27 protein-coding genes are annotated in these 25,377 nt (G+C 63.7%); 18 read left to right on the top strand and 9 right to left on the bottom strand.

The window, feature by feature from the left end:
* Positions 1–21 precede the first annotated feature (21 nt).
* On the bottom strand, positions 22–471 hold the full coding sequence (locus tag EV664_RS00675) for a DUF2934 domain-containing protein (protein WP_211338436.1): 450 nt from the start codon (positions 469–471) through the stop codon (positions 22–24).
* A 15-nt stretch (positions 472–486) separates the two neighbouring features.
* Between EV664_RS00675 and EV664_RS00670 the strand changes: the two genes are divergently transcribed.
* Positions 487–1,011, top strand: a complete 525-nt coding sequence (locus EV664_RS00670) for a gamma carbonic anhydrase family protein (RefSeq protein WP_133493778.1) — start codon at positions 487–489, stop codon at positions 1,009–1,011.
* Positions 1,012–1,140: 129 nt separating this feature from the next.
* Positions 1,141–2,100 carry an NAD(P)H-dependent flavin oxidoreductase gene (locus tag EV664_RS00665; RefSeq protein WP_133493777.1) on the top strand — a complete coding sequence of 320 codons (960 nt, stop codon included), beginning with the start codon at positions 1,141–1,143 and terminating at the stop codon, positions 2,098–2,100.
* A 39-nt stretch (positions 2,101–2,139) separates the two neighbouring features.
* Here the strand turns inward: EV664_RS00665 and EV664_RS00660 are convergent, their stop codons facing one another.
* Both EV664_RS00660 and EV664_RS00655 read right to left on the bottom strand, forming a co-directional pair.
* Positions 2,140–2,613, bottom strand: coding sequence for a DUF1465 family protein (locus EV664_RS00660; protein ID WP_133493776.1), 474 nt, complete (start codon positions 2,611–2,613; stop codon positions 2,140–2,142).
* 102 nt (positions 2,614–2,715) lie between these two features.
* The gene (locus EV664_RS00655; RefSeq protein ID WP_133493775.1) at positions 2,716–2,913 is read right to left on the bottom strand and encodes a YdcH family protein; all 198 of its coding nucleotides are present in this window, start codon (positions 2,911–2,913) and stop codon (positions 2,716–2,718) included.
* Between the two features lie 134 nt (positions 2,914–3,047).
* On the opposite strand from EV664_RS00655, the gene EV664_RS00650 reads away from it, so the two are divergent.
* Complete coding sequence (locus EV664_RS00650; RefSeq protein WP_133494185.1) at positions 3,048–3,203, top strand: YdcH family protein; 156 nt, start codon at positions 3,048–3,050, stop codon at positions 3,201–3,203.
* A 39-nt stretch (positions 3,204–3,242) separates the two neighbouring features.
* Here the strand turns inward: EV664_RS00650 and EV664_RS00645 are convergent, their stop codons facing one another.
* Both EV664_RS00645 and dksA read right to left on the bottom strand, forming a co-directional pair.
* Positions 3,243–3,620 (bottom strand): PilZ domain-containing protein, encoded by a 378-nt coding sequence (locus EV664_RS00645; RefSeq protein WP_133493774.1) that lies wholly within the window; start codon positions 3,618–3,620, stop codon positions 3,243–3,245.
* Between the two features lie 79 nt (positions 3,621–3,699).
* Positions 3,700–4,173 carry an RNA polymerase-binding protein DksA gene (gene dksA, locus EV664_RS00640; protein ID WP_133493773.1) on the bottom strand — a complete coding sequence of 158 codons (474 nt, stop codon included), beginning with the start codon at positions 4,171–4,173 and terminating at the stop codon, positions 3,700–3,702.
* A 407-nt stretch (positions 4,174–4,580) separates the two neighbouring features.
* Here dksA and EV664_RS19370 point away from each other — a divergent pair, with 407 nt between their 5' ends.
* A complete protein-coding gene (locus tag EV664_RS19370) occupies positions 4,581–5,360 on the top strand; it encodes a hypothetical protein (RefSeq protein ID WP_133493772.1) in 780 nt (259 codons plus the stop codon).
* Positions 5,361–5,433: 73 nt separating this feature from the next.
* Here EV664_RS19370 and EV664_RS00630 read toward each other — a convergent pair whose 3' ends face one another.
* Entirely contained in the window at positions 5,434–5,874 is a 441-nt protein-coding gene (locus tag EV664_RS00630; protein WP_133493771.1) for a host attachment family protein, read from the bottom strand.
* A gap of 95 nt (positions 5,875–5,969) precedes the next feature.
* On the opposite strand from EV664_RS00630, the gene serS reads away from it, so the two are divergent.
* The 6 genes from serS (at position 5,970) to EV664_RS00600 (ending at position 12,334) form a co-directional block, all read left to right on the top strand.
* Positions 5,970–7,250 carry a serine--tRNA ligase gene (serS, locus tag EV664_RS00625; RefSeq protein ID WP_133493770.1) on the top strand — a complete coding sequence of 427 codons (1,281 nt, stop codon included), beginning with the start codon at positions 5,970–5,972 and terminating at the stop codon, positions 7,248–7,250.
* Between the two features lie 7 nt (positions 7,251–7,257).
* Positions 7,258–8,280: a potassium channel family protein gene (locus EV664_RS00620; protein WP_133493769.1), complete on the top strand. Its 1,023-nt coding sequence runs from the start codon at positions 7,258–7,260 to the stop codon at positions 8,278–8,280.
* A gap of 31 nt (positions 8,281–8,311) precedes the next feature.
* Positions 8,312–8,665: a DMT family protein gene (locus EV664_RS00615; protein ID WP_211338435.1), complete on the top strand. Its 354-nt coding sequence runs from the start codon at positions 8,312–8,314 to the stop codon at positions 8,663–8,665.
* A 180-nt stretch (positions 8,666–8,845) separates the two neighbouring features.
* A complete protein-coding gene (gene rimO / locus EV664_RS00610) occupies positions 8,846–10,183 on the top strand; it encodes a 30S ribosomal protein S12 methylthiotransferase RimO (protein WP_133493768.1) in 1,338 nt (445 codons plus the stop codon).
* Between the two features lie 214 nt (positions 10,184–10,397).
* Positions 10,398–10,865: a low molecular weight protein-tyrosine-phosphatase gene (locus EV664_RS00605; protein ID WP_133493767.1), complete on the top strand. Its 468-nt coding sequence runs from the start codon at positions 10,398–10,400 to the stop codon at positions 10,863–10,865.
* A gap of 44 nt (positions 10,866–10,909) precedes the next feature.
* Complete coding sequence (locus EV664_RS00600; RefSeq protein ID WP_133493766.1) at positions 10,910–12,334, top strand: serine hydrolase domain-containing protein; 1,425 nt, start codon at positions 10,910–10,912, stop codon at positions 12,332–12,334.
* Between the two features lie 77 nt (positions 12,335–12,411).
* On the opposite strand, the gene EV664_RS00595 is transcribed toward EV664_RS00600, so the two are convergent.
* Positions 12,412–14,820 carry a membrane-bound PQQ-dependent dehydrogenase, glucose/quinate/shikimate family gene (locus EV664_RS00595; protein WP_133493765.1) on the bottom strand — a complete coding sequence of 803 codons (2,409 nt, stop codon included), beginning with the start codon at positions 14,818–14,820 and terminating at the stop codon, positions 12,412–12,414.
* A gap of 142 nt (positions 14,821–14,962) precedes the next feature.
* On the opposite strand from EV664_RS00595, the gene EV664_RS00590 reads away from it, so the two are divergent.
* Complete coding sequence (locus EV664_RS00590; protein ID WP_133493764.1) at positions 14,963–16,354, top strand: leucyl aminopeptidase family protein; 1,392 nt, start codon at positions 14,963–14,965, stop codon at positions 16,352–16,354.
* 50 nt (positions 16,355–16,404) lie between these two features.
* Here EV664_RS00590 and tpiA read toward each other — a convergent pair whose 3' ends face one another.
* Entirely contained in the window at positions 16,405–17,154 is a 750-nt protein-coding gene (tpiA, locus tag EV664_RS00585; protein WP_133493763.1) for a triose-phosphate isomerase, read from the bottom strand.
* 123 nt (positions 17,155–17,277) lie between these two features.
* Here tpiA and EV664_RS00580 point away from each other — a divergent pair, with 123 nt between their 5' ends.
* Together EV664_RS00580 and trpE are read left to right on the top strand one after the other, a co-directional pair.
* Complete coding sequence (locus tag EV664_RS00580; RefSeq protein ID WP_133493762.1) at positions 17,278–19,227, top strand: peptidylprolyl isomerase; 1,950 nt, start codon at positions 17,278–17,280, stop codon at positions 19,225–19,227.
* Between the two features lie 5 nt (positions 19,228–19,232).
* Positions 19,233–20,738 carry an anthranilate synthase component I gene (gene trpE, locus EV664_RS00575; RefSeq protein ID WP_133493761.1) on the top strand — a complete coding sequence of 502 codons (1,506 nt, stop codon included), beginning with the start codon at positions 19,233–19,235 and terminating at the stop codon, positions 20,736–20,738.
* Between the two features lie 4 nt (positions 20,739–20,742).
* Here the strand turns inward: trpE and EV664_RS00570 are convergent, their stop codons facing one another.
* On the bottom strand, positions 20,743–21,135 hold the full coding sequence (locus EV664_RS00570) for a hypothetical protein (protein WP_133493760.1): 393 nt from the start codon (positions 21,133–21,135) through the stop codon (positions 20,743–20,745).
* A gap of 130 nt (positions 21,136–21,265) precedes the next feature.
* Here EV664_RS00570 and EV664_RS00565 point away from each other — a divergent pair, with 130 nt between their 5' ends.
* The 5 genes from EV664_RS00565 to EV664_RS00545 are packed head-to-tail and all read left to right on the top strand — an operon-like array spanning position 21,266 to position 25,335.
* Complete coding sequence (locus EV664_RS00565) at positions 21,266–21,850, top strand: anthranilate synthase component II (protein ID WP_133493759.1); 585 nt, start codon at positions 21,266–21,268, stop codon at positions 21,848–21,850.
* Positions 21,847–22,839 (top strand): anthranilate phosphoribosyltransferase, encoded by a 993-nt coding sequence (trpD, locus tag EV664_RS00560; protein WP_133493758.1) that lies wholly within the window; start codon positions 21,847–21,849, stop codon positions 22,837–22,839. The genes EV664_RS00565 and trpD overlap by 4 nt, the downstream gene beginning before the upstream one ends.
* On the top strand, positions 22,839–23,624 hold the full coding sequence (trpC, locus tag EV664_RS00555; RefSeq protein WP_133493757.1) for an indole-3-glycerol phosphate synthase TrpC: 786 nt from the start codon (positions 22,839–22,841) through the stop codon (positions 23,622–23,624). The genes trpD and trpC overlap by 1 nt, the downstream gene beginning before the upstream one ends.
* 6 nt (positions 23,625–23,630) lie before the next feature.
* On the top strand, positions 23,631–24,101 hold the full coding sequence (gene moaC / locus EV664_RS00550; protein ID WP_133493756.1) for a cyclic pyranopterin monophosphate synthase MoaC: 471 nt from the start codon (positions 23,631–23,633) through the stop codon (positions 24,099–24,101).
* A 43-nt stretch (positions 24,102–24,144) separates the two neighbouring features.
* The gene (locus EV664_RS00545; protein ID WP_133493755.1) at positions 24,145–25,335 is read left to right on the top strand and encodes a molybdopterin molybdotransferase MoeA; all 1,191 of its coding nucleotides are present in this window, start codon (positions 24,145–24,147) and stop codon (positions 25,333–25,335) included.
* The last annotated feature ends 42 nt before the right edge of the window (positions 25,336–25,377 follow it).

Genomic DNA, 25,377 nt, shown 5'->3' with positions numbered 1-25,377 from the left:
CAAAGGCGAAGGCGTTTCGGATCACGGATAGGACGGCGCGCTTTTTCGAGCCCGGGTTTTCGGTGCGGCCTTGGGTTTGGCCGCAGGCTTCTTCGCAGTCGCCTTGCCGGTCGCTGCCTTTTTCGGCGCGCTCTTCGGCTCCGATGGTGCTTTCGGCTTTTTTGCCCCCGCTGCTTTGGACGGCTTAGCAGGCATCAGTTCCGCGCGGGCCTTCGCCCAATGCTCCTCAGCACGGCCGGAGGGTTCGCCTTCTTCCTGCCAGATGGCATAGGCGCGGTCTCGGATACGCTGTTCCAACAAGTCGCTCTGAGTCATCGTCTCGTGGCCTTTCCCCTTCCGATCGATGCAATCGGCCTCATCCAGACAATGCGCCGCGCGGCAAAAGGTGCCGTGCCGTTGAAATACAATGCGTTTTATTTGGCAGGTGCAGCTTGCCAGGCTCCCGCCGGCTCGCGAGGATGCAACCGACATCAGGAGAAGACGACCATGCCGCTATACGAACTCGATGGACAGCGCCCCACGCTTGGCAGCGGCGCATGGGTTGCCCCGAGTGCGGACCTGATCGGCGATGTCCGTTTGCGTGAACAGGCAAGTGTGTGGTTCGGTGCCTGTATCCGGGGCGACAATACGCCGATGGTAATCGGCGCACGGACAAATATTCAGGAAGGGGCGATGCTGCATTCGGACGCGGGCGTGCCGCTGACGCTGGGCGAGGATTGCACGATCGGCCATCACGCGATCCTGCACGGCTGCACGCTTCACGACCGGGTGCTGGTCGGCATGGGGGCGATCATCCTCAACCGCGCGGTGATACCCGAAAACTGCATCATCGGCGCAGGCGCACTGGTGACCGAAGGCAAGACCTTCGATCCCGGCAGCCTCATCATCGGCAGCCCGGCGCGCGCGGTACGGACGCTCGACGACAATGCTATCGCGATGCTGAAAATATCAGCGGCGCATTATGTCGAAAAAGCAGCGGTTTGCGCAAAGGGCCTGAAGCGCGTCGATTAGGGCATTCTCCAGTCAGGCCGAATCGCCTGACCGTTCAGCATTAATCCGGAGCGGTCGATCTGGTGCAATCAGATCGCAAACCGTTCCAGGGCGCTGGACAGGGGGATAGGTTTCGGTCAGAAACGCATCATGGCACTTCCAGAGATTTTCCGCTCGCTCCGCCTGCCGGTCATCGCCTCGCCGATGTTTATCGTGTCGGGCCCGGAACTCGTCATCGCTCAGTGCAAGGCGGGGATCGTCGGATCCTTCCCGGCGCTGAACGCGCGGCCGCAAAGCCAGCTCGACGAATGGCTGCACCGGATCACCGAGGAACTGGCGCAGTGGAACCGCGACAATCCCGACCGGCCGGCAGCGCCCTTTGCGGTCAATCAGATCGTCCATCGTTCGAACGACCGGCTCGACGCCGATATGGAGACCTGCGCCAAATGGCAGGTGCCGATCGTCATCACCTCGCTGGGCGCACGCGAGGAAGTCAATCAGGCGGTGCATGGCTGGGGCGGCATCACGCTGCACGATGTCATTAACGACACGTTCGCGCATAAGGCCGTCGAAAAGGGCGCGGACGGCCTGATCCTCGTCGCCGCGGGCGCAGGCGGCCATGCGGGCAAGCTGAACCCCCTCGCCTTTGTACAGGAAGTGCGCAGCTGGTTCGACGGGCCGATCATCCTGTCAGGCGCGATCGGCAATGGCGGCGCGGTGCTGGCGGCGCAGGCCATGGGCGCCGACCTTGCTTATATGGGATCGGTGTTCATCGCCGCCGAAGAAGCCAATGCAGCGCCCGATTACAAACAGGGCATTGTCGACGGCCATGCCGACGACATCGTCTACACCAATTTGTTCACTGGCGTACACGGCAATTATCTGCGCGCCTCGATCGAGCGGGCGGGCCTCGACCCCGACAATCTTCCCGAAAGCGATCCGAGCAAGATGAACTTCGGGTCGGGCGGCAATTCGGACAAAAAGGCCTGGCGGGACATATGGGGCGCGGGTCAGGGGATCGGGCTGGTCGACAAGGTCGCGCCGGTCGCCGATATGGTCGCGCGGCTGCAGCGCGAATATGACGCGGCGAAACAGCGGATCACCGGCTGAACTGTCTGCTTTCGCGATTAGCCGGACCCGTCGACGTGGTCAGAAAGCGCCCGACAGCCGGTCCAGCATCGCCCGGGCCGGGCTGATGTTCGAGGGCGCGGCCTCCGGCGCCGTGGCGAGCGCCGCATCCTGAAGCGCCACGCGGCGGTGCAGGTCAATGCTCGCCTGAACCAGCGCCTGCGCTGCATCGGGCATCCGCGCGACCGCCTCGCCATCGCTGACCGGACCGGGGCCGAGGCGGCGCGACGGGGCAAGCGCATCCTGCTCGGTAAGATCGCCCGCCAGAACCGCCCGACGAGCGAGCAACCAGGCAATGATGTGCATCAGCCGCGTGGTGACCTTCAGCGATTCGCACGAAAAGGAAACGCGGGCCATCGGATCGAGGCCTCTCTGATCCTGCCGTCCTATCTCGTCGAAATAGGCACGCGCTTCATCGGCCAGAAGCATCGCATCGGTATAGAGCGAATTGATCAGATGGTTATCGATACGAACGGTCGGCGCAGGTTCCTTCATAGGTGCCAGTCTGGCAGAACCCGGGTCATTTCGGAACGGAAAAACGGGGTGAATTCAGGACTGTCCCACAGCGGATCACTGGCCGAACCGACACCGCAGGGATCAGGCAATGATATCCGGAACGATTCGATCCTCAATTGCCGCGATATCGTCGCGAAGGCGCAATTTCTGACGTTTCAGCCTGGCGATGCGAAGCTGATCGGGCGAAGCGGAAGAAGCGATCGCCTCAATCGCGGCATCAAGATCACGGTGCTCGATCCGCAGTTGCGCCAGTCGTTCGCGCAATTCGCTGTCTGTCATGCCTGCCCGCCCTTTCCTTGCGCCCCGAACCCGTTTCTGCACGGCCTGTCGCGCCACTCGATTTTCCCGCGCGACTTTTATCCAGGAACGTGATTTACTCCTTCTCCCAACTGGACGAAGGAGGGAATTTCATGATGCACAATCCGCATTTTTCGTCACTCGAGACCAAGCATTCGGTTCTTGATCGTCGAATCTCCGACGAATCGCACCGCCCGATGCCGGATCAGCTTCTGATCGCCGAATTGAAACGCCAGAAATTGCGGGTGAAAGAGGAAATGTCGCGTCTGTAACGGCGCGTTCGCCCAAAGCGGTTTCCCCCGCGCCGCAGATCAAAAGCGGCGCAGGGGCGGCCGGACATAGCTTGGCGTATGCTCGCCGCCGCCCACCGGTTTACGAGCAGCTTTCGGGTCGATGTCATGATCGAATGCAATTCCGATGCGCCCGTCGGTTGCCCATGCCACGCTCCCGCGTACCCAACCGATCCCGCGAACATCGATTTCGACCACCGTGCCGGTATCGAGTTCCACCGGATATTCGGCCATCAATCCGCCCGCTGACAGATTGCGCACGCGAACCTGAACCGGCTCGGAAAGCGCTTCATGACGCATGCTCGCACGGAGCAGCAAACTGTCGCGCACCGAACTGCGCTTCTGCGTGAAATCCTCCTGCGTCAGGTCCGCATAGGGATCGCCCGATATCTTATCCATCTAAACGCCCGAACATGAAATAACGTAGGGACGATAGTATAGCGCGATAATCGTAACCAAAAGCCTTAATGTGCAGCTTTCAGTCTTCACGCGAGACGCGCTCGTTGCGCTCGTGCCGCTCCTGCGCTTCCACCGTCATCGTCGCGATCGGCCGCGCCTCCAGCCGCCCGAGCGAAATCGGTTCGCCGGTCACTTCGCAATAGCCATATTCGCCTTCCTCGATCCGGCGAATCGCCGCATCGATCTTTGCGATCAGCTTGCGCTGGCGATCGCGGGTGCGAAGTTCGATCGACCAGTCGGTCTCGCTCGACGCGCGATCGGTCAGGTCCGACTCGCGCAGCGAATCCGACTGAAGCTGCGACAAGGTGTCCTGTGCTTCGCGATAGATGGCGTCTTTCCACGCCAGCAGCTTGTTGCGGAAATATTCCAGCTGCCGGGGATTCATGAACGGCTCGTCGGCGCTGGGCCGATAGCCGTCATCACCATCCGTCGGCGCGTCTTGTGTTGATGCGGGTTTCGCAGATTTTCCGCGTTCGCCCAAAACCGTTGCCATACAGCTCTCCAATCCGATCCGGGCCCCATTCCCGGGCACCAGCGGATCACTTTTGCCCGCGGCGCATATACTTGGGCCGATGCCCCTTCACAAGCAGCGAATTTCCCTTGAAAGCCGCTGCCATTGCGAACCGGAGATCCGGCACGATCCGCACGTCGGGACGGCGTCGCCGCTCGCCTGCCCGGATGCATGATATCCATTATAGAAAAGAACCGGTGATTTTGTGCGAATGCGGGACGTAAAACGCTGCATCAGCCATATGAACGACGGGGTTTACATTGGCGGAGCGGTGTCAGGATGATAGCATCGTGCACGTTTAACACTTTGTTTTGCAGCATGTGGCAAGGTCGTGTCGATGCGGTCTGCGCAGCGAACCCTCTTGCGTCACGATGTATAAAGATGAGCGGATGTCTATCAAACTGAACATGGCCCGTATGGCGGCCTGCACCTTGGGAGGCGCTGTTATCGGCGGCGGGGCGGTTCATGCGATCGACGCGCCGCAATCCCAGCATATCGCGGTCAAAAAAGTTACCAAGACCCGCGCTCCGGAGGAATATGCCAAGCTGATGCCTGCGGGCAAGCGTCTGTTGCGCAATCCGGGCAAGCTGGTCCAGCGTGCCGGGGTGCCGTGCGACCCGGCGCCCGTACAAATTGCCAGCAACGACGTGGCGCTTCCCCCAACCGGCTATCAGCCCATCGAGGCTCATGATGCGCCCGACATCACGAATGATCGCGATGCGCCCCGCTATCGAAACACCGGCTTTTCGGGCGGGATCGGCAGCGTCGGGGGATATGGCAGTTCGGTGGTCGTCGTGCCTTCGGGAACCTCTGGCGGAAACAACGGCAACGGAGCCGGTGGCGGCAACGGTAGCGGAAGCGGAAGCGGAAGCGGCACGGGGGGCGGCAACGGTAGCGGCGGCGGCGCGGGCGGCGGCAATGGTAGCGGCAGCGGCACAGGTGGCGGCGACGGCAGCGGCGGCGGAAACGGCACCAGCGGGGGCAATGGCGGTGGCGGTGGCGGTGGCGGTGGCGGCACGCCGGGAACACCGGGTGGTGATCCGGGTGGAAATCCCAAACCGGTCCCTGCGCCGCCGACGACGTTATTATTCGGCGCTGCCGCGCTCGTCCTTATCGCGCGTCGACCGTTTCGCAAAAGGTTCATGCGAAAAACCGCTCTGCGCGGCTGAGCCTGACAGAGCAAGACCGCCGCGCGGCACCTGCCGCGCGACGGTCTTCCTTCATGCGGATCGAAACCGCGAATCAGCTGTCGGTCAGAATCTTCTCAATATCTCCGATCGGATGCCCGGTAAGATCCTTGTCGATCTCGCCTGACAGCCGCTGCTCAACCTCCTTGTGATAATGTTTGCGCAACTCGCCCAGCGTCCGGGGCGGTGCGGCGATGATCAGCGATTCGAAATCATTCTGCAGCGCGCGCTTTTTCAGAAGCTCGGCGGTTTCCGCGGCGAAACGGTCTTCCTCCAGCTGGTGAAAATCGGTTTCTTCATACGCGCTGCGCCCCTGACTGACGCTGGAAAAGCTGCGCCCCGGCGCGTCGGTCGACTGTTCGCGATCGGGCGGATTATCCTGAGTCCGTTTGCGCTCCACGACGAGGTTCGGGTGCTCCGTATCGCCCTCATTGCGTAGAAACAGCATCTTGCGCCCATCGGCGATAACCACAAAGGCATCATGGGGAATCCGCATATCGCTTTCTCCTTGGATCGTTTTTGTCTGCACCATCAACGCGCGCATGCCTGCCGGGTTGCGCACCGGCCGCGCCGCCGCCATAGCCTGTCGTCATGCACGACATCCGAACCATCCGCGAAAATCCCGAAGCGTTCGACGCAGCCCTTGCCCGTCGCGGCGCGGAACCGCTTGCCGAAACGCTGATCGCGCTGGACGAAAAGCGCCGCGCGGTCATCACCGAATTGCAGACGGGTCAGGCCCGGCGCAACGAAGCATCGAAAGCCATTGGTGCTGCCAAGGCACAGCGCGATGAGGACAAGGCGCAGGCGCTGATGGCCGAGGTATCGGAGCTGAAGGAGCGGCTGCCCCGGCTGGAGGCGGAGGATCGCGAACTGACCGAGGCGCTGAACGCCCGGCTCGCCGCCATTCCCAATCTGCCGCTCGCCGATGTGCCCGACGGCGCCGATGAGGACGATAATCAGCTTGTCGCGACGCATGGCGAACCCGCCGCGTTCGATTTCGATGCGAAAGAGCATGACGCGATCGGTCCTGCGCTGGGACTGGATTTCGAAACCGGTGCGGCGATTGCGGGCGCGCGCTTCACGCTGATCCGGGGAGCCATGGCACGGCTGCACCGCGCGCTGGGGCAGTTCATGCTCGACACGCTGGCGGACGAGCATGGCTATGAGCAGGTGGTGCCGCCGCTGCTCGTGCGCGACGATGCGGCATTCGGTACCGGCCAGCTTCCCAAATTCGCCGAAGACCTGTTCCGCACGACCGATGACCGCTGGCTGATCCCGACCGCCGAGGTGAGCCTCACCAATATCGTTCGCGACCGGATTTTACCTGCCGAGGCGCTGCCGCTGCGCTTCTGCGCGCTCACCCCCTGTTTCCGCTCCGAAGCAGGCGCAGCGGGGCGAGATACGCGCGGCCTGATCCGCCAGCACCAGTTCGAAAAGGTCGAGATGGTGTCGATCACCGCGCCCGAAACGTCCGAAGACGAGCATGAGCGGATGACCGGTTGCGCCGAGGGCATATTGACGAAGCTCGGCCTGCCCTTCCGCCGGATGAAGCTGTGCACCGGCGATATGGGCTTTTCGGCGGCCCGCACCTATGACCTCGAAGTCTGGTTGCCGGGGCAGGATCGCTATCGCGAGATTTCGAGCTGTTCGACCTGCACCGACTTTCAGGCGCGGCGAATGAACGCCCGCTTCCGCACCGAGGGCGAGAAGCAGACGCGTTTCGTCCATACGCTGAACGGATCGGGGCTGGCGGTCGGCCGGACACTGGTGGCGGTCGTCGAAAATTATCAGCAGGCCGACGGATCGGTCGCGGTGCCCGAAGCGCTGCGCCCCTATCTGGGCGGGCTGGAGCGGCTGACCGCAGGCGGTTAGAGCCATCATGTCGAATGTGCGCACCCCCGCGACGCTGAAGCGCAAATCGTCGATGCCGGTCTGGCTGTCGATCGGCTGGCGGACTTTGGGGGTGCTGTCGCTGCTCGGCCTTGCCGTGGCGGTGCACTGGTTCGATCGCGAGGGGCTGCGCGATTCCTATGACGGGAATGTCAGCTTTCTCGACGTCATCTATTTCACGATGATCTCAATCACCACGACCGGCTATGGTGATATCGCTCCGGTGACCGAGCGGGCGCGGATGTTCGACGCGCTGGTCGTCACCCCGATCCGCGTGTTCGCGGTGCTGCTGTTCCTCGGCAGCGCCTATAATTTCGTCCTCAAGCGCACCTGGGAGAAATGGCGCATGTCGCTGATCCAGCGGAACCTGCAAGATCATGTCGTCGTCGCCGGGTTCGGCACGACGGGAAGCGAGGCGGTCGACGAGCTGATCGCGCGCGGCACCGATCCACGGCAGATCGTGGTGATCGAATGCGATGGCGATGCGGCGGCCCGTGCCGAAGCGCTGGGCTGCAACGTGCTGCAGGGCGATGCGACGCGCGATGCCACGCTGGAGGACGTAAAGCTGTCGCGGGCGAGTGCAATGATCGTGGCGGCGGGGCGCGACGACACCTCGATCCTGATCACGCTGACCGCGCGCCATCTCGCCGAAAAGCTGCCGGTCAGCGTGATCGTGAAGGCCGAGGACAATGAACTTCCCGCCCGGCAGGCAGGCGCGACCACGGTCATCAATCCGGTGAGCTTTGCCGGGCTCCTCCTCGCCAATTCGTCCGGCAGCCGCCATATCGCCAATTATATCACCGACCTCGCCTCGGTGCGCGGCAGCGTCGCGCTGAACGAACGCGCGGTGACGGCGCAGGAAGTGGGCAAGCCGCTTGCCGCGATCGCCACCGGGCTGGGCATGCGCATCTATCGCGACGGCAAGCCCTATGGCTTTACTGATCCCGAATGCGAGGCGCTGCAACCCGGCGACCTGATCGTCGAGGTGGTGCGGCGCACACGACCAGCTTGACGAAGCACCCGCTCCGCCCGAAGCCATTGCCATGAACCTCATTTCGCCGCGCGTCGCACCCATTTTGCTGCTGTGCATTTCCAACGTCTTCATGACGTTCGCATGGTATGGCCATCTGAAGTTCAAGGACCGCCCGCTGATCGCGATTATATTGGTGAGCTGGGGCATCGCCCTGCTCGAATATTGCTTCGCGGTTCCGGCGAACCGGATCGGCAGCTCAGTCTATTCGGCACCGCAGTTAAAGGCGATTCAGGAAGTCATCACGCTGAGCATCTTCGCGATCTTCACGGTGACCTATCTTGGGCAGCGTTTTACGATAAACCATGCGATCGGGTTCGCCCTGATCGCGGGCGGTGCATTCTTCCTGTTCCGCGATTCGCTTTAGGGCAAAGCGCGAACCGGTCACGCGTCGTCATTGCGAGGAGCGAAGCGACGCGGCAATCCAGCGGCGCGCGTGACGCTCTGGATTGCTTCACCCGGCCCTAGGCCGGATTCGCAATGACGGCAGTGGCTATTCGAACGCCACTGGATTTTTGCGAAGAAATCGCTATGTGCCTCGCCACCCATGGCAACCAAACTTCCCGAGGCCCCCAAGGTGGGGATGGTTTCGCTCGGCTGTCCCAAGAATCTGGTCGACAGCGAACGGATCCTGACCAAGCTCCGCTCCGACGGCTATCAGCTGTCGGGCGATTATTCCGGCGCGGACGTCGTTCTCGTCAACACCTGCGGCTTTCTCGATTCCGCGAAAGAGGAGAGCCTTGAGGCGATCGGTGAGGCAATGGCCGAAAATGGCCGCGTTATCGTCACGGGCTGCATGGGCAAAGAGGCGGAGGTTATCCGCACCCGCTTCCCTGACGTGCTCGCGATCACCGGCGCGCATCAATATGAAGAGGTGGTCGGCGCCGTGCATACCGCAGCGCCGATGCCGCCCAGCGCCTATCTGAACCTCGTCCCCGATAGCGGACTGAAGCTTACGCCGCGCCATTACAGCTATCTGAAGATTTCAGAGGGCTGCAATCATCGCTGCGCGTTTTGCATCATTCCGGCACTTCGCGGCGATCTGGTCAGCCGCCGCCCCGATGCGATCCTGCGCGAGGCGGAGAAGCTGGTCGCTGCGGGCACGAAGGAATTGCTGGTCATCAGTCAGGATACCAGCGCGTACGGCATCGATATCCGCAAGGAGCCGCGCCAGTGGAAGGGCAGCGAAGTCGTGCCGCACATGACCGACCTGGCCCGCGAACTGGGCAAGATCGCGCCATGGGTGCGGCTGCACTATGTCTATCCCTACCCCCATGTCGATAGCGTCATCCCGCTGATGGCCGAGGGTCTGGTGCTCCCCTATCTCGACATTCCGTTCCAGCATGCTTCGCGCGATGTGCTGAAGGCGATGAAGCGCCCGGCCAATGATGCGAAGGTTCTCGGACGGCTGAAACAATGGCGCGAGATCTGCCCCGATATTGCGATCCGTTCGACCTTCGTCGTCGGCTTTCCCGGCGAGACCGAGGAGGATTTCCAGTATCTGATGGACTGGCTCGACGAGGCGCAGCTCGACCGGGTCGGTGCGTTCCGGTTCGAACCCGTCGAGGGTGCGGCCGCGAACGACCTTCCCGGTGCCGTGCCGGAGGAGATCAAGGAAGAGCGCTATGCGCGGCTGATGGAAAAGACCGCGGCGATTTCGGCGGCGAAGCTTCAGGCGAAGATCGGCCGCACGCTGGAAGTCATTATCGACGTGGTGGATAGCGAGACCGGCGGCGCTTCCGGGCGCAGTCAGGCGGATGCCCCGGAAATCGACGGCGAAGTGCATCTGCGCGATGCGGGCCATCTGACCGAGGGCGATATCGTTCGCGTCGCGATCGAGGATGCCGATGAACATGATCTGTTCGGAGCGCCGGTGGGATACTAACCCAAACCGTCGGTGCTGAGCCTCAGCCGGAACCGTTGGTGCTGAACTTGTCGAAGCACCGTATTTCCTTCTGCGGCTCTCGAAGAAGAAGTGCAGCACTTCGACAAGCTCAGTGCAAACGGGTGGTGGCTGGCCGAAGCGCTCGATGCAAACAGCCCTTCCTCGTTTAAGCATCGCGCTTTGACCTGCTGACCCGATCCGCTATCGCTTTCCCATGTCCGAAACGCCCGCCATTCTGTTCGTCTGTCTCGGCAATATCTGCCGCTCGCCCATGGCCGAAGGCGCACTTCGCCACCGGGCGAAGGTGGCGGGGCTGGATATCGTCATCGATTCAGCCGGAACCGGCGGCTGGCATGTCGGCGAACCGCCCGATGCGCGCGCGCAGGAAACTGCGCTTCGCCATGGGGTCGATATTTCCGCTTTGCGCGGGCGGCAGGTGTCGGCAGCGGATTTTAGCCGCTTCACTCATATTTTTGCGCTGGACGAGGACAATCTCGAGGGGCTGAGCCGGATCGCGCCGCAGCATCATGAGGCGCATCTCGGCCTGTTGCTCGACATGGTTCCGCGGCTCGAAGGGCGGCCGGTGGCCGATCCTTATTATGGCGGGCCGGAAGGGTTCGAAACCACGTGGGAGCAGGTCGATGCCGCCGCTGCCGCGCTGATCGACCGGCTGGCGCGATAGCCGCCGTCTTGCCATGACCGCGCATGCTTTGCATGATGCGGGGCATGACCGCACATCTCCTCCCCGCCGCGCGCAAAAGTGCGCGTATCGCCGCGACTCTGCTCGCCCTCGCCCCCCTTCCCGCGCTGGCTCAGGCGCTCACCGCCGATCAGCAAACAAAGATCGACAAGATCGTCGCCGATGCGCTGGCATCGAGCAAGGTGCCGTCCGCCTCGATCGCGATCGTGCAGGGCGGCAGGATTGTGTACGCAAAAGCCTATGGCAATCAGGGGCCGGATGTTAAGCGGACGAGCGCCGACACCCGCTATCAGATCGCGTCGGTATCGAAGCAATTCACCGCCGCCGCGATGCTGTTGCTGGAGGATCAGGGCAAGCTCAGCCTTGATGACCATGTCTCCAAATATCTTCCCGGCATTACCGATGGCGACAAGATCACGCTGCGCCAGCTGCTGAGCCACACATCGGGGATTCAGGATTACTGGCCGCAGGATTACAGCCCCGAACAGATGAGCCATGACGTAACGCCGCAGCAGATCGTCGATCAATGGGCGAAAAAGCCGCTCGATTTCGCACCGGGTACGCAGTGGCAATATTCGAATACCGGCTATGTCGTTGCCGGGATGATCATCGAAAAGGTGTCGGGCGAGGACCTGATGACATTCCTGCGCAAGAACATCTTTCAGCCGCTCGACATGCATCCGGTCAATCAGGACGATGCCTATGGGCCGGGCTTTCCGACCGGCTATCACCGCTATGCGCTCGGCCCCGTGCGGCCCGAAGCAGCGCCGGGGCGCGGCTGGCTCTGGGCGGCGGGCGAATTGTCGATGAGCGCCAGCGACCTTGCCCGATGGGACATTGCCCGGATGAACCGTGCGCTGCTTCCCGCCTCCGACTGGGAAGCGCAGGAAACGCCGGTGCGCCTGACCAACGGTGATTCGACGCATTACGGCCTTGGCGTGTCGATCGGTGAGCGCGACGGGCACAAAGTCGTCAGCCATGGCGGCGAGGCGGTCGGGTTCCTGTCGAGCAATACCGTGATCCCGGATGAGAAATTCGCGGTCGTAGCACTCGACAATGCCGATTTCGGCCGCGCGACCGATACGATCACCGGCGAGGTAATGGACCTGCTGCTCCCCGCGAGCGGCGATGCTGCGCTTGAGGCGCATCGGCTCGATCTTGCCAAAAAACTTTACGCTGAGTTGCAGTCGGGCAAGGTCGACCGGTCGATGCTGACCAAGGATGCGGATTATTATTTCACCAAAGAGGCAGTCGGCGATTACGGATCGAGCCTGGGTCCGCTCGGCAAGCCGCAAAGCTTTGAGGCGCTCGGCGGCCCGCGACTTCGCGGCGGCTATGTGAACCGCAATTACCGGATCAGCTATCCCGATCAGAAGCTGCTGCTCGTCACCTATGCCGAGCCGGGCAGCGAGGGGAAGTTCGAACAATATCTGGTGATGCCCGCGGGCTGATCCCCGGCGAAACCGCAATGAAGAAGGCCCGGCGAAGTCGATCCGCCGGGCCTTTTTTTCAAATGGCGCGCTTCCGCTCAGCCGGGAAGCGCATAAGCGACCAGCGCGTCGCTGACCTTCGTCTTCATGAAATGGTGCCCGCCCGCCATGATGACCAGATATTGGCGGCCGTCGATCTGATAGGTCATCGGCGTTGCCTGACCGCCGCCGGGAAGCGTATCTTCCCAAAGTACCTTGCCGGTCTGCATATCGACGGCACGGATCAGGTCGTCCGTGGTCGCGGCAACGAAAGCGATACCGCCTGCCGTCACTACCGTACCGCCGTTGTTCGGCGTGCCGATCGTGATCGGCAGATGCGAGGGGATGCCGAACGGGCCGTTATTGCGCGCTTCGCCCAGCGGATGGTCCCAGATCGTCTTGCCGGTGCGCATATCGATCGCGCGAATGCCGCCATAAGGAGGTTCCTTGCACAGCAGACCCGTCGGCATCTGCCACCCTGCATTGACGTCAATGCCATAGGGGGTGTTGACCTGCGGCCCTGCTTCGCCTGCTCCGCCCTTGCTCGGTCCGGCACCGCGGGGCTTCAGGCCGCGCTCATTCACTTCTTCGCGGGTCAGCAGCTTATCGTAATTGGGCATGTCGTTATAATTGGCGATGATGACGCCGCGCAGCGGATCAACCGCAATCCCGCCCCAGTCGGTGCCGCCATTATAGCCGGGATATTCGATGAAATGCCGGTCGACGGTCGGCGGGGTCAGATAGCCCTTATAGCTCGCCCGTTTGAAATTGATCCGGCACACCATCTGATCGATGGGGGACATGCCCCACATATCGCGCTCGGTAAGCGGCGCTTTGCGCAGCGTATGCCATCCGGACACCGGTTGCAGCTTCGCCCGTTCGGCCGGTTCGACGCCGCCCTGCGGCGCGTGATACTGGGCAACCGGGGTGAGCGGCTTGCCGGTGCGGCGGTCGAGGACGAAGATATCGCCCTGTTTCGAAGGCAGGATGATCGCCGGAACCTTGCCGCCGCCCGACGATCCGACGGGCCAGTCGACCAGCGTCCCCTGCGCGCCGAGATCATAGTCCCACACATCTTTCTTCACCGGCTGGAATTTCCAGCGCGGCTTGCCGGTCTTCACATCGATGGCGACCAGTGCCGAGGAAAATTCGGTCATCGGCTTGGTGCGATAGCTGCTGACATAATCGACGCCCGCATTGCCCATCGGGACATAGACGAGACCAAGCGCATTATCGCCGGAAAAGGTCGTCCAGCTATTGGGCGAGCCGCGCGTCCAGGTCTGGCCCTCGGGCGGATAGCCGGTCCAGTCTGGGTGAGTCATGTCCCACGCCCAGTCGAGCTTGCCCGTGACGGCATCGAAACCCTGAATGACACCCGACGGCGCCTTCGCATTCTGGCCATCGAGCACTTCGTGCCCCGTCACGACCACGCCGTCCACGATGGTCGGCACCGCAGAGATCGCGACCATGCCGGGAACGACCTCGCCCATGCCCTTTTTGATGTCGACCGAGCCGTTCTGCCCGAAATCGGGGCATGGCCGTCCGGTCCGTGTATCGACTGCGATCAGCCGCCCGTCGAGCGTGCCCTCGATCACCCGCTCGGCGCAAAGCGCCCCTGGCTGCGCCGCCGGGTTGCGATAATAAGCAACGCCGCGGCACGCAGCGGTATAGGGAATCCAGTTCTGGCCGACCTTGGGATCATAGGTCCAGATCGTCTTTCCGGTGGCAGCATCGAGCGCCAGCATCTTGTTCGTCGCCGAACACAGGAACAACCGGTCGCCGATCTTCAGCGGGGTCGTCTCAGCACCATATTTATTATCGGCCATATTTTCGGGAAGATCGCCGGTATGCGCCACCCAGACGCGCTTCAGCTTGCCGACATTCGCAGCATTGATCTGAGCGAGCGGCGAATAGCGGCGCGCGGCATTGGTGCCGCCATAAGCGGGCCAGTCGGCACCGACCTGCCCTTCGGAAGGATCGCTCATCCCCTGCCCCGACGGTGCAGGCATCGCGGCCAGCAGACCGTCGGGACCGCTGGTGCCAAGAATGGTAAATTCACCCGCCATGAAGATAAGGATCGCAGCGACGCCGATGCCCGCATAGCGCCAGCGTGCTGCACGCGCGGTCAGCGTCGCCATGGTCAGCACCACCGCAACCGCCAGCACCAGCGGGGCAACGTCGCGCGGGACATGCGCCCACGCATCGCCGCCGACTTCCCAGAAGGACCAGAGGATGGTGAGCGCCACAATGCCGAGATACACCCAGCCGCCGATCATCCGCCCGCGCACCAGCCAGAAACCGGCGAGCAGCATCGCGACACCGGTAAGGAAATAATAGATCGATCCGCCCAGCACCGCCAGCCATGCGCCGCCGAACCCCAGCACCACGCCGATCAGCGCGATGATGAGACCGACAATCCATCCCGCGATACTCGGTGAACCTTTGGCGGTCAGGCGGGAAGCGGTCATGAATGTCTCCGGTCGGTTCCGCTGCAGCGGATAGAACGATGCTTTGCCGCGACGAACGGCGGCGCGACGCCACGGGTTCCCAAGATCATAAATATTATTCTTCGCGTTTGCCGGGTGAACCGACAGCGCCTAGATTGCAGCTATGACCGATTTTGCCTCGCTGCTTCTCCCCGATCGCGGCCAGCCCGCGCACCCCATCCATCTGGTGGACAAGGCGACGTTCGAAAGCTGGCTCGGTATTCAGCCGCAGCGGCACCGCGTCGCGGTCGAGGCACAGAGATTGCGTCCCACCAGCTATGCGAGCGCGATCCTGCCGGGCGAGCGGCCCGGCGACTGGTCGGTGGTGACGGTGGTGGCTAATGTCGATGACCTGTCGCCCTGGTGCCTTGCCCGGCTCGCCGAAACGCTGCCCGAGGGCACCTATCGCGTCGAGGGCAAGGAACCGGGCAAGGCAATGCTCGGCTGGATGACCGGCCAATATCGCTTCGAACGCTATCACGAGGAAGCGGGCAAAGCGGGGCCGCGCGTGCTGCTCACCGGCGAACCGGCGCGGATCGACGCCATGGTGCGGCTTGCCGAAGCCACCGCGCAGGTGCGCGATCTGGTGAACACCCCGGCGGGCGATCACGGCCCCGCCGAGCTTGAGGCGGCGGTGAAGGCGCTGAGCGTCGAACGCGGCGCGACGCTGACCGTTACTTCGGGCGAGAGCCTCTCCAAAGGCTATCCGATGATCCATGCGGTCGGAAAGGCTGCTGCGCCGGGACGCGAACCCCGGCTGATCGAACTCGAATGGGGCGATGCAGCGCATCCGCGAATCGCGATCGTCGGCAAGGGCGTCTGCTTCGACACCGGCGGGCTCGATATCAAGACCGGCTCGTCGATGAAGCTGATGAAAAAGGATATGGGCGGCGCTGCCCATGCGCTGGCGCTCGCCGGGCTGATCATGGCGGAGAAGCTCCCGGTGCGGCTGCACCTGCTGATCCCGGCAGTGGAAAATTCGGTTTCGGGCGAAGCGTTCCGGCCCGGCGACGTGCTCCAGACCCGCAAGGGGCTCACGGTCGAAAACACCAATACCGATGCCGAGGGGCGGCTGATCCTTGGCGATGCGCTCACCAAAGCGGGTGAAGGCGAGCCGGAGCTGATCCTTGATTTCGCAACGCTGACCGGCGCGGCGCGGGTCGCGCTCGGCCCCGATCTGCCCGCGACCTTTGCGAACGATGACCCGCTTGCCGCGGCTTTGCTGAAAGCAGCGGATGAGGAGAGCGATCCGCTGTGGCGGATGCCGCTATGGGACGGTTATGACGAGATGCTGAAATCGGACATCGCCGACATGGTCAACGCCCCCGAGGGCGGCTTTGCCGGCGCAGTCACGGCGGCATTGTTCCTCCGCCGCTTCGTTCCCGACACGGTGCAATGGGCGCATCTGGATGTTTTCGCCTGGCGCCCGAATGCGAAGCCGGGACGGCCCAAGGGCGGCGATGCCTATGGCCTGCGGGCTGCCTTTGCCATGCTGAAACAGCGCTATGGCGGCTGATCGGACGGACCGGCGGCGGGTAGGCCCGCGCCGGTCCGCCGCGACCGCCATTACCCGCGCGCTTTCGCCGCTTCGATAATCGGCACGAATTTTTCGGCGGTCAGGCTCGCCCCGCCGACCAGTGCGCCGTCGACATGGTCGAGCGCGAGGATATCGGCAGCATTGGCGCCGGTGACCGATCCGCCATACAGGATGCGGATACCGTCCGCCTCTTCCCCCACCATCCGGCGCAGCTTGGCACGCGCAATCGCGTGGATCGATGCGATCTCTTCGGGTTGCGGCGTGCGGCCCGTGCCGATCGCCCAGCGCGGTTCATAGGCGAGCGTGAACCAGCTCGCCTGAGCGAGGTCGGGAACCGATTTTTCGATCTGCGCCTGCACCACGCGTTCGGCACGCCCTGCATCGCGCTCGGCTTCGGTTTCGCCGACGCACAGAATGACGTCGAGCCCCGCGCCATGCGCAGCCACTGCCTTGGCCCATGCGTCATGGCTCGTCTCATGCTGATCGGCGCGGCGTTCCGAATGCCCGACGATCGTCAGACGCGCTCCGGCTTCGTACGCCATCGCCGCGGAGATGCAGCCGGTATGCGCGCCCTGTTTCTCCGCATGCACATCCTGCGCGCCGATCGGCATCGCGCCCGCCACCGCTGCGGCCCGCTCGATCAGCGTGAAGGGCACGCACAGCGCAGTGTCGACTCCCGGCGCAGCCTCCGCCGCCTTCGCGATTGCGCCGATTTCGGGCAATTGGGCGTGCAGCCCGTGCATCTTCCAGTTTCCGACGACGAATTTGCGACGTGCCATATATTCTCCCCCTGAACGCCTCATCCCATCCGTAACGTGCCGCGCAGCCGGCACAAGCTTGAAGACGGGCGCACACCGCCCTAAAGCGGCGGACCGAACCGGATTCCTTATCAAAGGCACTTCATGCTCAGTTTTCTTCGCCGCCTGACCCATTCGAAAGTGGGCGTGATCGTCACGATGACGGGCCTTGTGCTGATTGCGCTCGCATTCGGGCTGACCAGCATCGGATCATCGATGACCGGGGGCACCCCCGCGGCGGATACGGCGGCAAAGGTCGGCGGCGAAACAATCAGCGCCAATGAACTGCGCCAGCGCGTTCAGCAGGCGGTCGACGGCGCCCGACAGAACAACCCCGATATCACCATGGCGCAGTTCATCGCGCAGGGCGGCGTGGATCAGGTGCTCAATCAGGTGATCAATTCGGTCGCGCTCGACAAATTCGGGCATGATTCGGGCATGATCGTCTCGCAAAAGGTCGTGGACGGGCAGATTGCCAGCATTCCCGCCTTTCAGGGACTCGACGGTAAGTTCAGTCAGGACCAGTTCGATCAGCTTCTCAAAGCCCGCGGCCTGACCGCCGATCAGGTGCGCAGCGACATTCGCCGCGAGCTGATGGCGCAATGGCTGGTCTCGCCCATCTCCGGCGCGCGCCAGTTCCCCAAACAGATCGCGCTGCCCTATGCCGCGCTGCTGCTCGAAAAGCGCACCGGCACGATCGGCTTCATTCCGGCACGTTCGATTTCCGCCGGCGATGTCCCGACCGGTCAGGAAATCCAGAACTATTACAAGGCCAATATCGCCGATTACACGCTGCCCGAACGCCGGGTGATCCGCTATGCGATTGTCACGCCGGAAAGCGTGGCGGCCAAAGCGCAGCCGACTGACGCCGAGATCGCGCAGGCCTATAAGGCGGAGGCGGCGAAATTTCAGGCAAAGCAGAAGCGGACGATCGAAGCGGTCGTGATCGGCGACGAGAATCAGGCGAAACAGGCTGCCGCGAAGATTAAGGCCGGAAGCTCGGTGACTGAGGTCGCAAAGGCGGCCGGGCTGGAAGCATCGCGCTTCGAAACCGCGAATTCGGCCGATCTTGCCGGGCAAAGCTCGGCCGAATTCGCATCGGCGGCATTCAAGGCGCAATCGGGCAATGTCATCGGCCCGGTCAAGGCACCGCTCGGGTGGTATGTCGGCAAGGTCGAGGGGATTACCCAGGTCGCGGGCAAGACGCTTGCCGAAGCGACGCCCGAACTTACCCAGGAGCTGAAGCAGAAAAAGCTGCAACAGGCGCTTGCCGACCTTCAGGACAAGATCAACAACGGCATTCTTGACGGTTCGACCTTTGACGAGTTGGTGAAGGACAGCGGCACGTTAAGCGCGAAGACGACGCCGCCGGTCGTGTCGAACGGCACTGATCCCGAACACCCGCAGGCGCAGCCCGATCCGGACCTGTCGCAGGTGGTCGCAGCCGGATTCTCCGCCGAACCGGGCGATGCGCCGCAACTGGTGCAGGTGGGTCAGGACGGCGGCTTCGCGCTGGTCGCGCTGGGCAAGGTGGTGCCGAAACAGGCGCGTCCGCTCGCCAGGATCAGCGATCAGGTCCGCGCCGATCTGATCGCGCACCGGGTCTCTGAAAAGGCTCGCAAGCTCGCTGCCGAAGCGGTCGCGAAGATCAAAAAGGGCGCATCGGTCGCCGATGCGATGAAGGGTACCGGCATCGCCGCCCCTGCCCCGCAAAATGTCAGCCTGACGCGCGGCGATATCGCGCAGCAGCGCGGCAATGTACCGCCCGCAGTCATCATGATGTTCTCGATGAGCGAGGGCGATGCGAAGCTGATCGCGGCACCGCAAAATGCCGGCTATTTCGTCGTGAAGCTCGACAAGGTCGAAGCCAGGGATGCTTCGGGTGATAAGGAGCTGGTTGCCGGCACGCAGCAGGGGCTGGGCAGCGTGGTCGGCAATGAGTTGACCGAACAGTTCGCCCGCGCGGTGCGCCGCCAGGTCGGGGTGAAGGAAAATCCTTCGGCCGTGTCGAAGCTTCGCGACGAACTGGGTGGCGGCGCCGCCGCCGCGAACTGATCGCGATGATCGAGGGACGCGAAGCGGCGCTGGCGCAGCTGGCAGCGGGTAAGCCCGCTTTGCTGTGGCAGCGGCAGATCGCCGACACCGAAACCCCGGTGGCGGCGGCGCTTCGCCTGATGGAGCCGGAGCGCGGCGATTTTCTGCTTGAATCGGTCGAGGGCGGATCGGTGCGCGGGCGCCACAGCCTGATCGGCCTTGCCCCCGACCTGATGTTCCGCGCGACCGGTAACCGGGCGGAGATCAACCGGCACTGGATGCACGACCGGACCGCATTCGAACCGTGCGAACAGCCGAGCCTGGCCGCGCTGCGCCGGCTGGTCGCTGATTGCCGCGCCGATGTGCCTGACGGCCTGCCGCGCGCACTTGCCTGTCTGGTCGGCTATTTCGGCTATGAGACGGTCGGTCTGGTCGAAAAGCTGCCCGTGCCCGAACAGGACCCGCTCGGCGTTCCCGATATGATGTTCGTTCGCCCGACGATCCTGCTGGTCTTCGACCGGCTGGCCGACGCGCTGTATATCGTCGCGCCCGCATGGCCCGATAGCGGCGAGGATGCCGGGAGCGTGGTGGCGCGCGCGGTCGACCGGATCGGGGACATTGCTGCACGGCTGGTCAACACGCCGCTGCCGCCCGCGCCGCGCATCGAGCACGGCGAGACCGTGCTGACGCCGCAGCTTCCGGAAGGGCGCTATGGCGAGATGGTTGCGGCGGCGAAGGAATATATCGCGGCAGGCGATATCTTTCAGGTCGTGCTGGCGCAGCGTTTCACCACGCCCTTCCCGCTGCCGCCGTTCGAACTGTATCGCGCGTTGCGGCGGATCAATCCCTCGCCCTTTCTCTATCATCTCGACCTGCCGGGCTTTTCGCTCACCGGATCGAGCCCCGAAATTCTGGTCCGTGCACGCGACGGTGAGGTCACGATCCGACCGATCGCGGGCACCCGCCCGCGCGGCAAAACGGCGGCCGAAGACGAGGCGAACCGCGCCTCGCTGCTCGCCGACCCCAAAGAGCGCGCCGAACATCTGATGCTGCTCGACCTTGGTCGCAACGATACGGGCCGGGTCGCCGAAGCGGGGAGCGTTCGGGTCACTGAAAGCTATACGGTCGAATTCTACAGCCATGTCATGCACATCGTGTCGAACGTCGTCGGCACGTTGCGCAGGGATCGCGATTCGCTCGATGCGCTGTTCGCGGGCTTTCCGGCGGGTACGGTGAGCGGCGCGCCCAAAGTACGCGCGTGCGAGATTATCGCCGAGCTGGAGCCGGAAAAGCGCGGTCCCTATGCGGGCGCGGTCGGATATTTCTCCCCCGACGGGTCAATGGATTCGTGCATCGTGCTGCGCACCGGCATCGTGAAGGACGGCGTGATGCATGTTCAGGCGGGCGCGGGCATCGTCGCCGATTCCGACCCCGCCTATGAACAGCGCGAATGCGAGGCCAAATCCGGCGCGCTGCTCGCCGCCGCGCGTGAGGCGGTGCTACGCGCTTCTCAGGCCGGATACGGGCAGTGAAGGATCAGCGGCCGGCATTATTGTCGGCCTCGATCTCGCGCCGCGCAGCCCACCATTCGCGCAGCATCTGCTGGGTGCAGCCGGTCTGACCGTCGCTGCCGACCGGGGAGCAGCTGTTGGGCGTATTGTGCCGCCCTGCCTCCTCGACCATCTGCGCGCGATTGGCCCAGGACTGATGCGGCACATCGGGCTTTTTGCGCCGCAAATCCTCGGGAATGCGATAGGGCGATTCATCCTCTTTCGAACAGACGATGATTTCATCGTCATCCTTCGGCTTCGGACAGCTTTCGTCGCCATGCAGGGTGATGCTGCGGATCACGCGCGGCGGCTCGCCCGGTTTTTCCTGCGCCGATGCGGCGACCGGCAGGATCAGACCCGCCATCAGTAAAAACGCCATGCGCCGCATCGTTCGTCCTTTCGTTTCTTCCGCCGATATGTGTGACATGATTTCTGAACGCACCATGTCCCGTCTCGCTCCAATGCAGCCGGGACTTGCGCCACAATCCGGCGGCGTTATGGCAAGCGGCATGATCCTGGTCGTCGACAATTATGACAGCTTCACCTGGAACCTCGTCCATTATCTGATGGAACTGGGGGTGGAGGTGCGCGTCGAGCGTAACGATGCACTCACCGCCCGCGATGCGCTGGCAAGCGGAGCGGAGGCGTTCCTGATCTCGCCGGGGCCGTGTACGCCGAATGAAGCGGGGATCAGCCTCGATCTGGTTGCTGCCTGTGTCGAGGCGAAAAGGCCGCTGCTCGGCGTCTGCCTCGGCCATCAGGCGATCGGCCAGCATTTCGGCGGGAAGGTCGTGCGCGGCGGGCTGATGCACGGCAAAACCTGCCCGGTCGACCATGACGGTACCGGCCTGTTCGAAGGACTTCCCAGCCCGTTCACCGCAACGCGGTATCATTCGCTCATCGTCACCGATATTCCTGATGTGCTGCGCGTGAATGCGACCGCTGACGATGCATCGGTCATGGGGTTTCGCCATGCCGATCTTCCCATCCATGGCGTCCAGTTCCACCCGGAAAGCATCGCGACCGAACATGGCCATGCCATGCTCGCCAATTTCCTGAAGGCCGCCGGGATCGAGCCGAAGGCCCCGGCATGAGCGTGTTCGCGATACTGCCCGATCCGGCGAGCCCCTTATCGCATGAAAGCGCGGCCGAGGCGTTCGCCGCGATCCTCGACGGCACCGCGCCCGAGGAAGCGGTGATCGCGTTCCTCACCGCGCTGTCCGAACGCGGCGAAAGCGCGATCGAGATTGCCGAAGCGGCACGCGCGCTACGCGAGCGGATGATCCCGGTCCATGCGCCGGTGGGGGCGATCGATGTGTGCGGCACCGGCGGCGACGGGCATCATACGCTGAACGTATCGACCGCGGTCAGTCTGGTCGTCGCGGCGTGCGGCGTGCCGGTCGCGAAACATGGCAATCGCGCGGCATCGAGCAAATCGGGTGCGGCCGATACGCTGGAGGCGCTGGGCCTCGATCTGGACCGGGCAGCCGCTAATGCAGAGGCGACGCTCAACGATCTCGGCATCGCCTTCCTCTTCGCGGTGAACCATCATCCGGCAATGGGGCGGATCGCCCCCATCCGGCACAAGATCGGGCGGCGCACCATCTTCAATCTGATGGGGCCGCTCGCTAACCCTGCCCGGGTGACGCGCCAGCTGATCGGCATTGCCCGGCCCGATTATGTCCCGGTCTATGCCGATGCGCTCGCCGCGCTGGGGACCGAGGCATCGGCAATCGTCTCGGGCGCCGAAAGCCTCGACGAATTATCGTGCGAGGGCGAGAGCGTGATCGCCAATATCGGTCAGGCGCGCTTGCCCGTGCGAGTGACCCCGGCCGATGCCGGGCTCCCCGCCCATCCGCTCACCGCAATCCGGGGCGGCGATGCGCAGCATAATGCGAAGGCGCTGCGCGCGCTGCTTCGGGGGGAGACAGGGCCGTATCGCGATGCAGTGCTGCTGAACGCATCAGCGGCGCTGATGGTCGCGGGACGAGCCGGAACGCTTGAGGAAGGCGTTGAGGAAGCACGCGAAGTGCTCGATAACGGGCTGGCCAATACGCTGCTCGATTGCTGGATTGCCCATTGATGACGACGATGCTCGACAAGATTCTCGCGGCCAAGCGCGAGGAAGTGACGGCGGCGAAGACGCAGGTCTCGCTCGGCGATCTCGACCGCGCCATTGCGGAGCAAAGCGCGCCCCGCGACTTTCGCGCAGCGTTGGATGCTAAGGCAGCGAACGGCTATGCGCTGATCGCCGAGGTGAAAAAGGCATCGCCCTCCAAGGGGCTGATCCGTCCCGATTTCGATCCCCCCGCCCATGCCCGCGCCTATGCAGCTGGGGGGGCGGCGTGCCTCTCGGTGCTGACCGATGCGCGCTGGTTTCAGGGAAGCGCCGACTATCTGAAGGCCGCGCGGGCGGCATGCGCGCTGCCCGTGCTGCGCAAGGATTTCATGATCGATCCCTGGCAGGTCGCCGAGGCGCGCGCAATGGGTGCCGATGCGATCCTGATCATCGTCGCCGCGCTGGAAGATGCGGAAATGGCGGAGATTGAGGCAGCGGCGATCGATCACGGCATGGACGCGCTGGTCGAAGTGCATGACGCCGCCGAGATGGAGCTCGCGCTGAAGCTGAAATCGCGGCTGATCGGGGTGAATAACCGTAATCTCAAGGACTTCTCGGTCAATTTTCAGCGCACCTATGAGCTGGTCGGCAGCGCGCCCGATGATTGCACCTTCGTTGCCGAAAGCGGGCTGACGACCCGCGCCGATCTCGACGCGATGGCCGAGCACGGCGTTCGCTGCTTCCTGATCGGCGAAGCGCTGATGCGGCAGGACGATGTCGAAGCGGCTACCCGCGCGCTGATCGGATAAAGAGACATGGCCGATCTCACCCATCTGGACGAACGCGGCGCGGCGCATATGGTCGATGTCGGCGGCAAGGCGGTGACGAGCCGCGAAGCGGTCGCGGCCGGGCACATCCGCATGTCGGCCGACGCGCTGAACGCGATTCGTGACGGCTCGGTGGCGAAGGGCGATGTCTTCGCGGTGGCGCGGGTGGCAGGGATTCAGGCGGCGAAAAAGACCAGCGAGCTGATACCCTTATGCCATCCTCTGCCGCTTAGCCGTGTCGCGATCGACCTGACGCTTACCGAGAACGGCGTGGCGGCGACGGCGACGGCAGCGACCGACGGCAAGACGGGGGTCGAGATGGAGGCGCTGACCGCTGCCAGCGTGGCGCTGCTCACCATCTATGACATGGCGAAGGCAGTCGATAAGGGCATGGTTATCGAAGATATTCGCCTGCTATCGAAGCGCGGCGGAAAGTCGGGCGACTGGACCGCTGCGTGACCCGCAGCAGGGAACGCAGCGCGCCGCCGGACGCTGTGACGGCATGACCCGATCACCGCTCCTCCCCCTTTCCGAAGCGCTTCAGCGCCTGCTCGCGCTGGGGCATTCGACTGACCGGGTGGAACTACCCCTGCGTGAGGCAGCCGGGCGCTGGGCAGCGTCGGATATCGGCGCATTGCGTACCCAGCCCGATGCCGATCTGTCCGCGATGGACGGCTATGCCATCCGCTTCGCCGATATGCCCGGCCCCTGGCGCGTGGTCGGCGAAAGCGCGGCGGGGCATCGCCATGATCGGCCGGTGAATGCGGGTGAGGCGGTGCGAATCTTTACCGGCGCGGCACTTCCTGCCGGTACCGACACGGTGCTGGTGCAGGAAGAAGCACGGCGCGAGGGCGAGATGCTGTATCTCGACGGCGAAGGCCCGGCGCATCTGGCCCGCAATGTCCGGCGCCGCGGACTGGATTTTGCGCAAGGCGATATACTCGTTGCGGCTGGCGAGCGGCTGACCCCGGCGCGGCTCGCGCTGGCGGCGGTCGGCGGCCACGGGGCGGTACCCGTGCGGCGGCGCGTGCGCGTCGCCATCGCCGCCACGGGCGACGAGCTGGTCACGGCCGGGCAACCAATCGCACCGGGGCAGTTGCCCGAATCGAACGGGGTGATGCTCACCGCGCTGATCGGCGACCTGCCCTGCCATACGATCGACCTCGGCATCCTGCCCGATGATCGCGCACGGCTCGAAGAAGCGTTTTCCGGCGTCGATGCCGATATCCTCGTCACCACCGGCGGCGCGTCGGTCGGCGATCACGATCTGGTCCGGCCGGCGCTCGAAGCATGCGGCGGCACGATCGATTTCTGGCGGATTGCATTGCGGCCGGGCAAGCCGATGATGGCGGGCAGGATGCGTGATACCGTGCTGCTCGGCCTGCCGGGCAATCCGGTATCGGCGTTTGTAACCGCGACGCTGTTCCTGCGCCCGCTGATCGCGGCGATGAGCGGCGCGCGCGGCGTGATGCATCGCACGATCACCGCGCCGCTGGGCGAAGATCTGCCTGCGAATGGCGAGCGGACCGACTATATGCGCGCCGCGCGGATCGACGGCGGGGTGTTTGCGGCGGCGATTCAGGACTCGTCGATGCTGCGCGCGCTGGCGCGGGCGGACTGCCTGATCGTACGCGAACCGCATGATCCGGCGCGCAAAAAAGGCGACTCGTTGGAAATCCTGCCGATCGCTTGACTTGTTCCGAATAGTTGCCTAGAAGTTCTGCGTCTGTTCCAA

Source organism: Stakelama pacifica (assembly GCF_004361835.1).
In the GTDB taxonomy this organism is placed as follows: domain Bacteria; phylum Pseudomonadota; class Alphaproteobacteria; order Sphingomonadales; family Sphingomonadaceae; genus Sphingomonas; species Sphingomonas pacifica.
The sequence above is the reverse complement of the archived record's forward strand: the minus strand, read 5'-3'. Positions and strand labels throughout refer to the sequence as shown.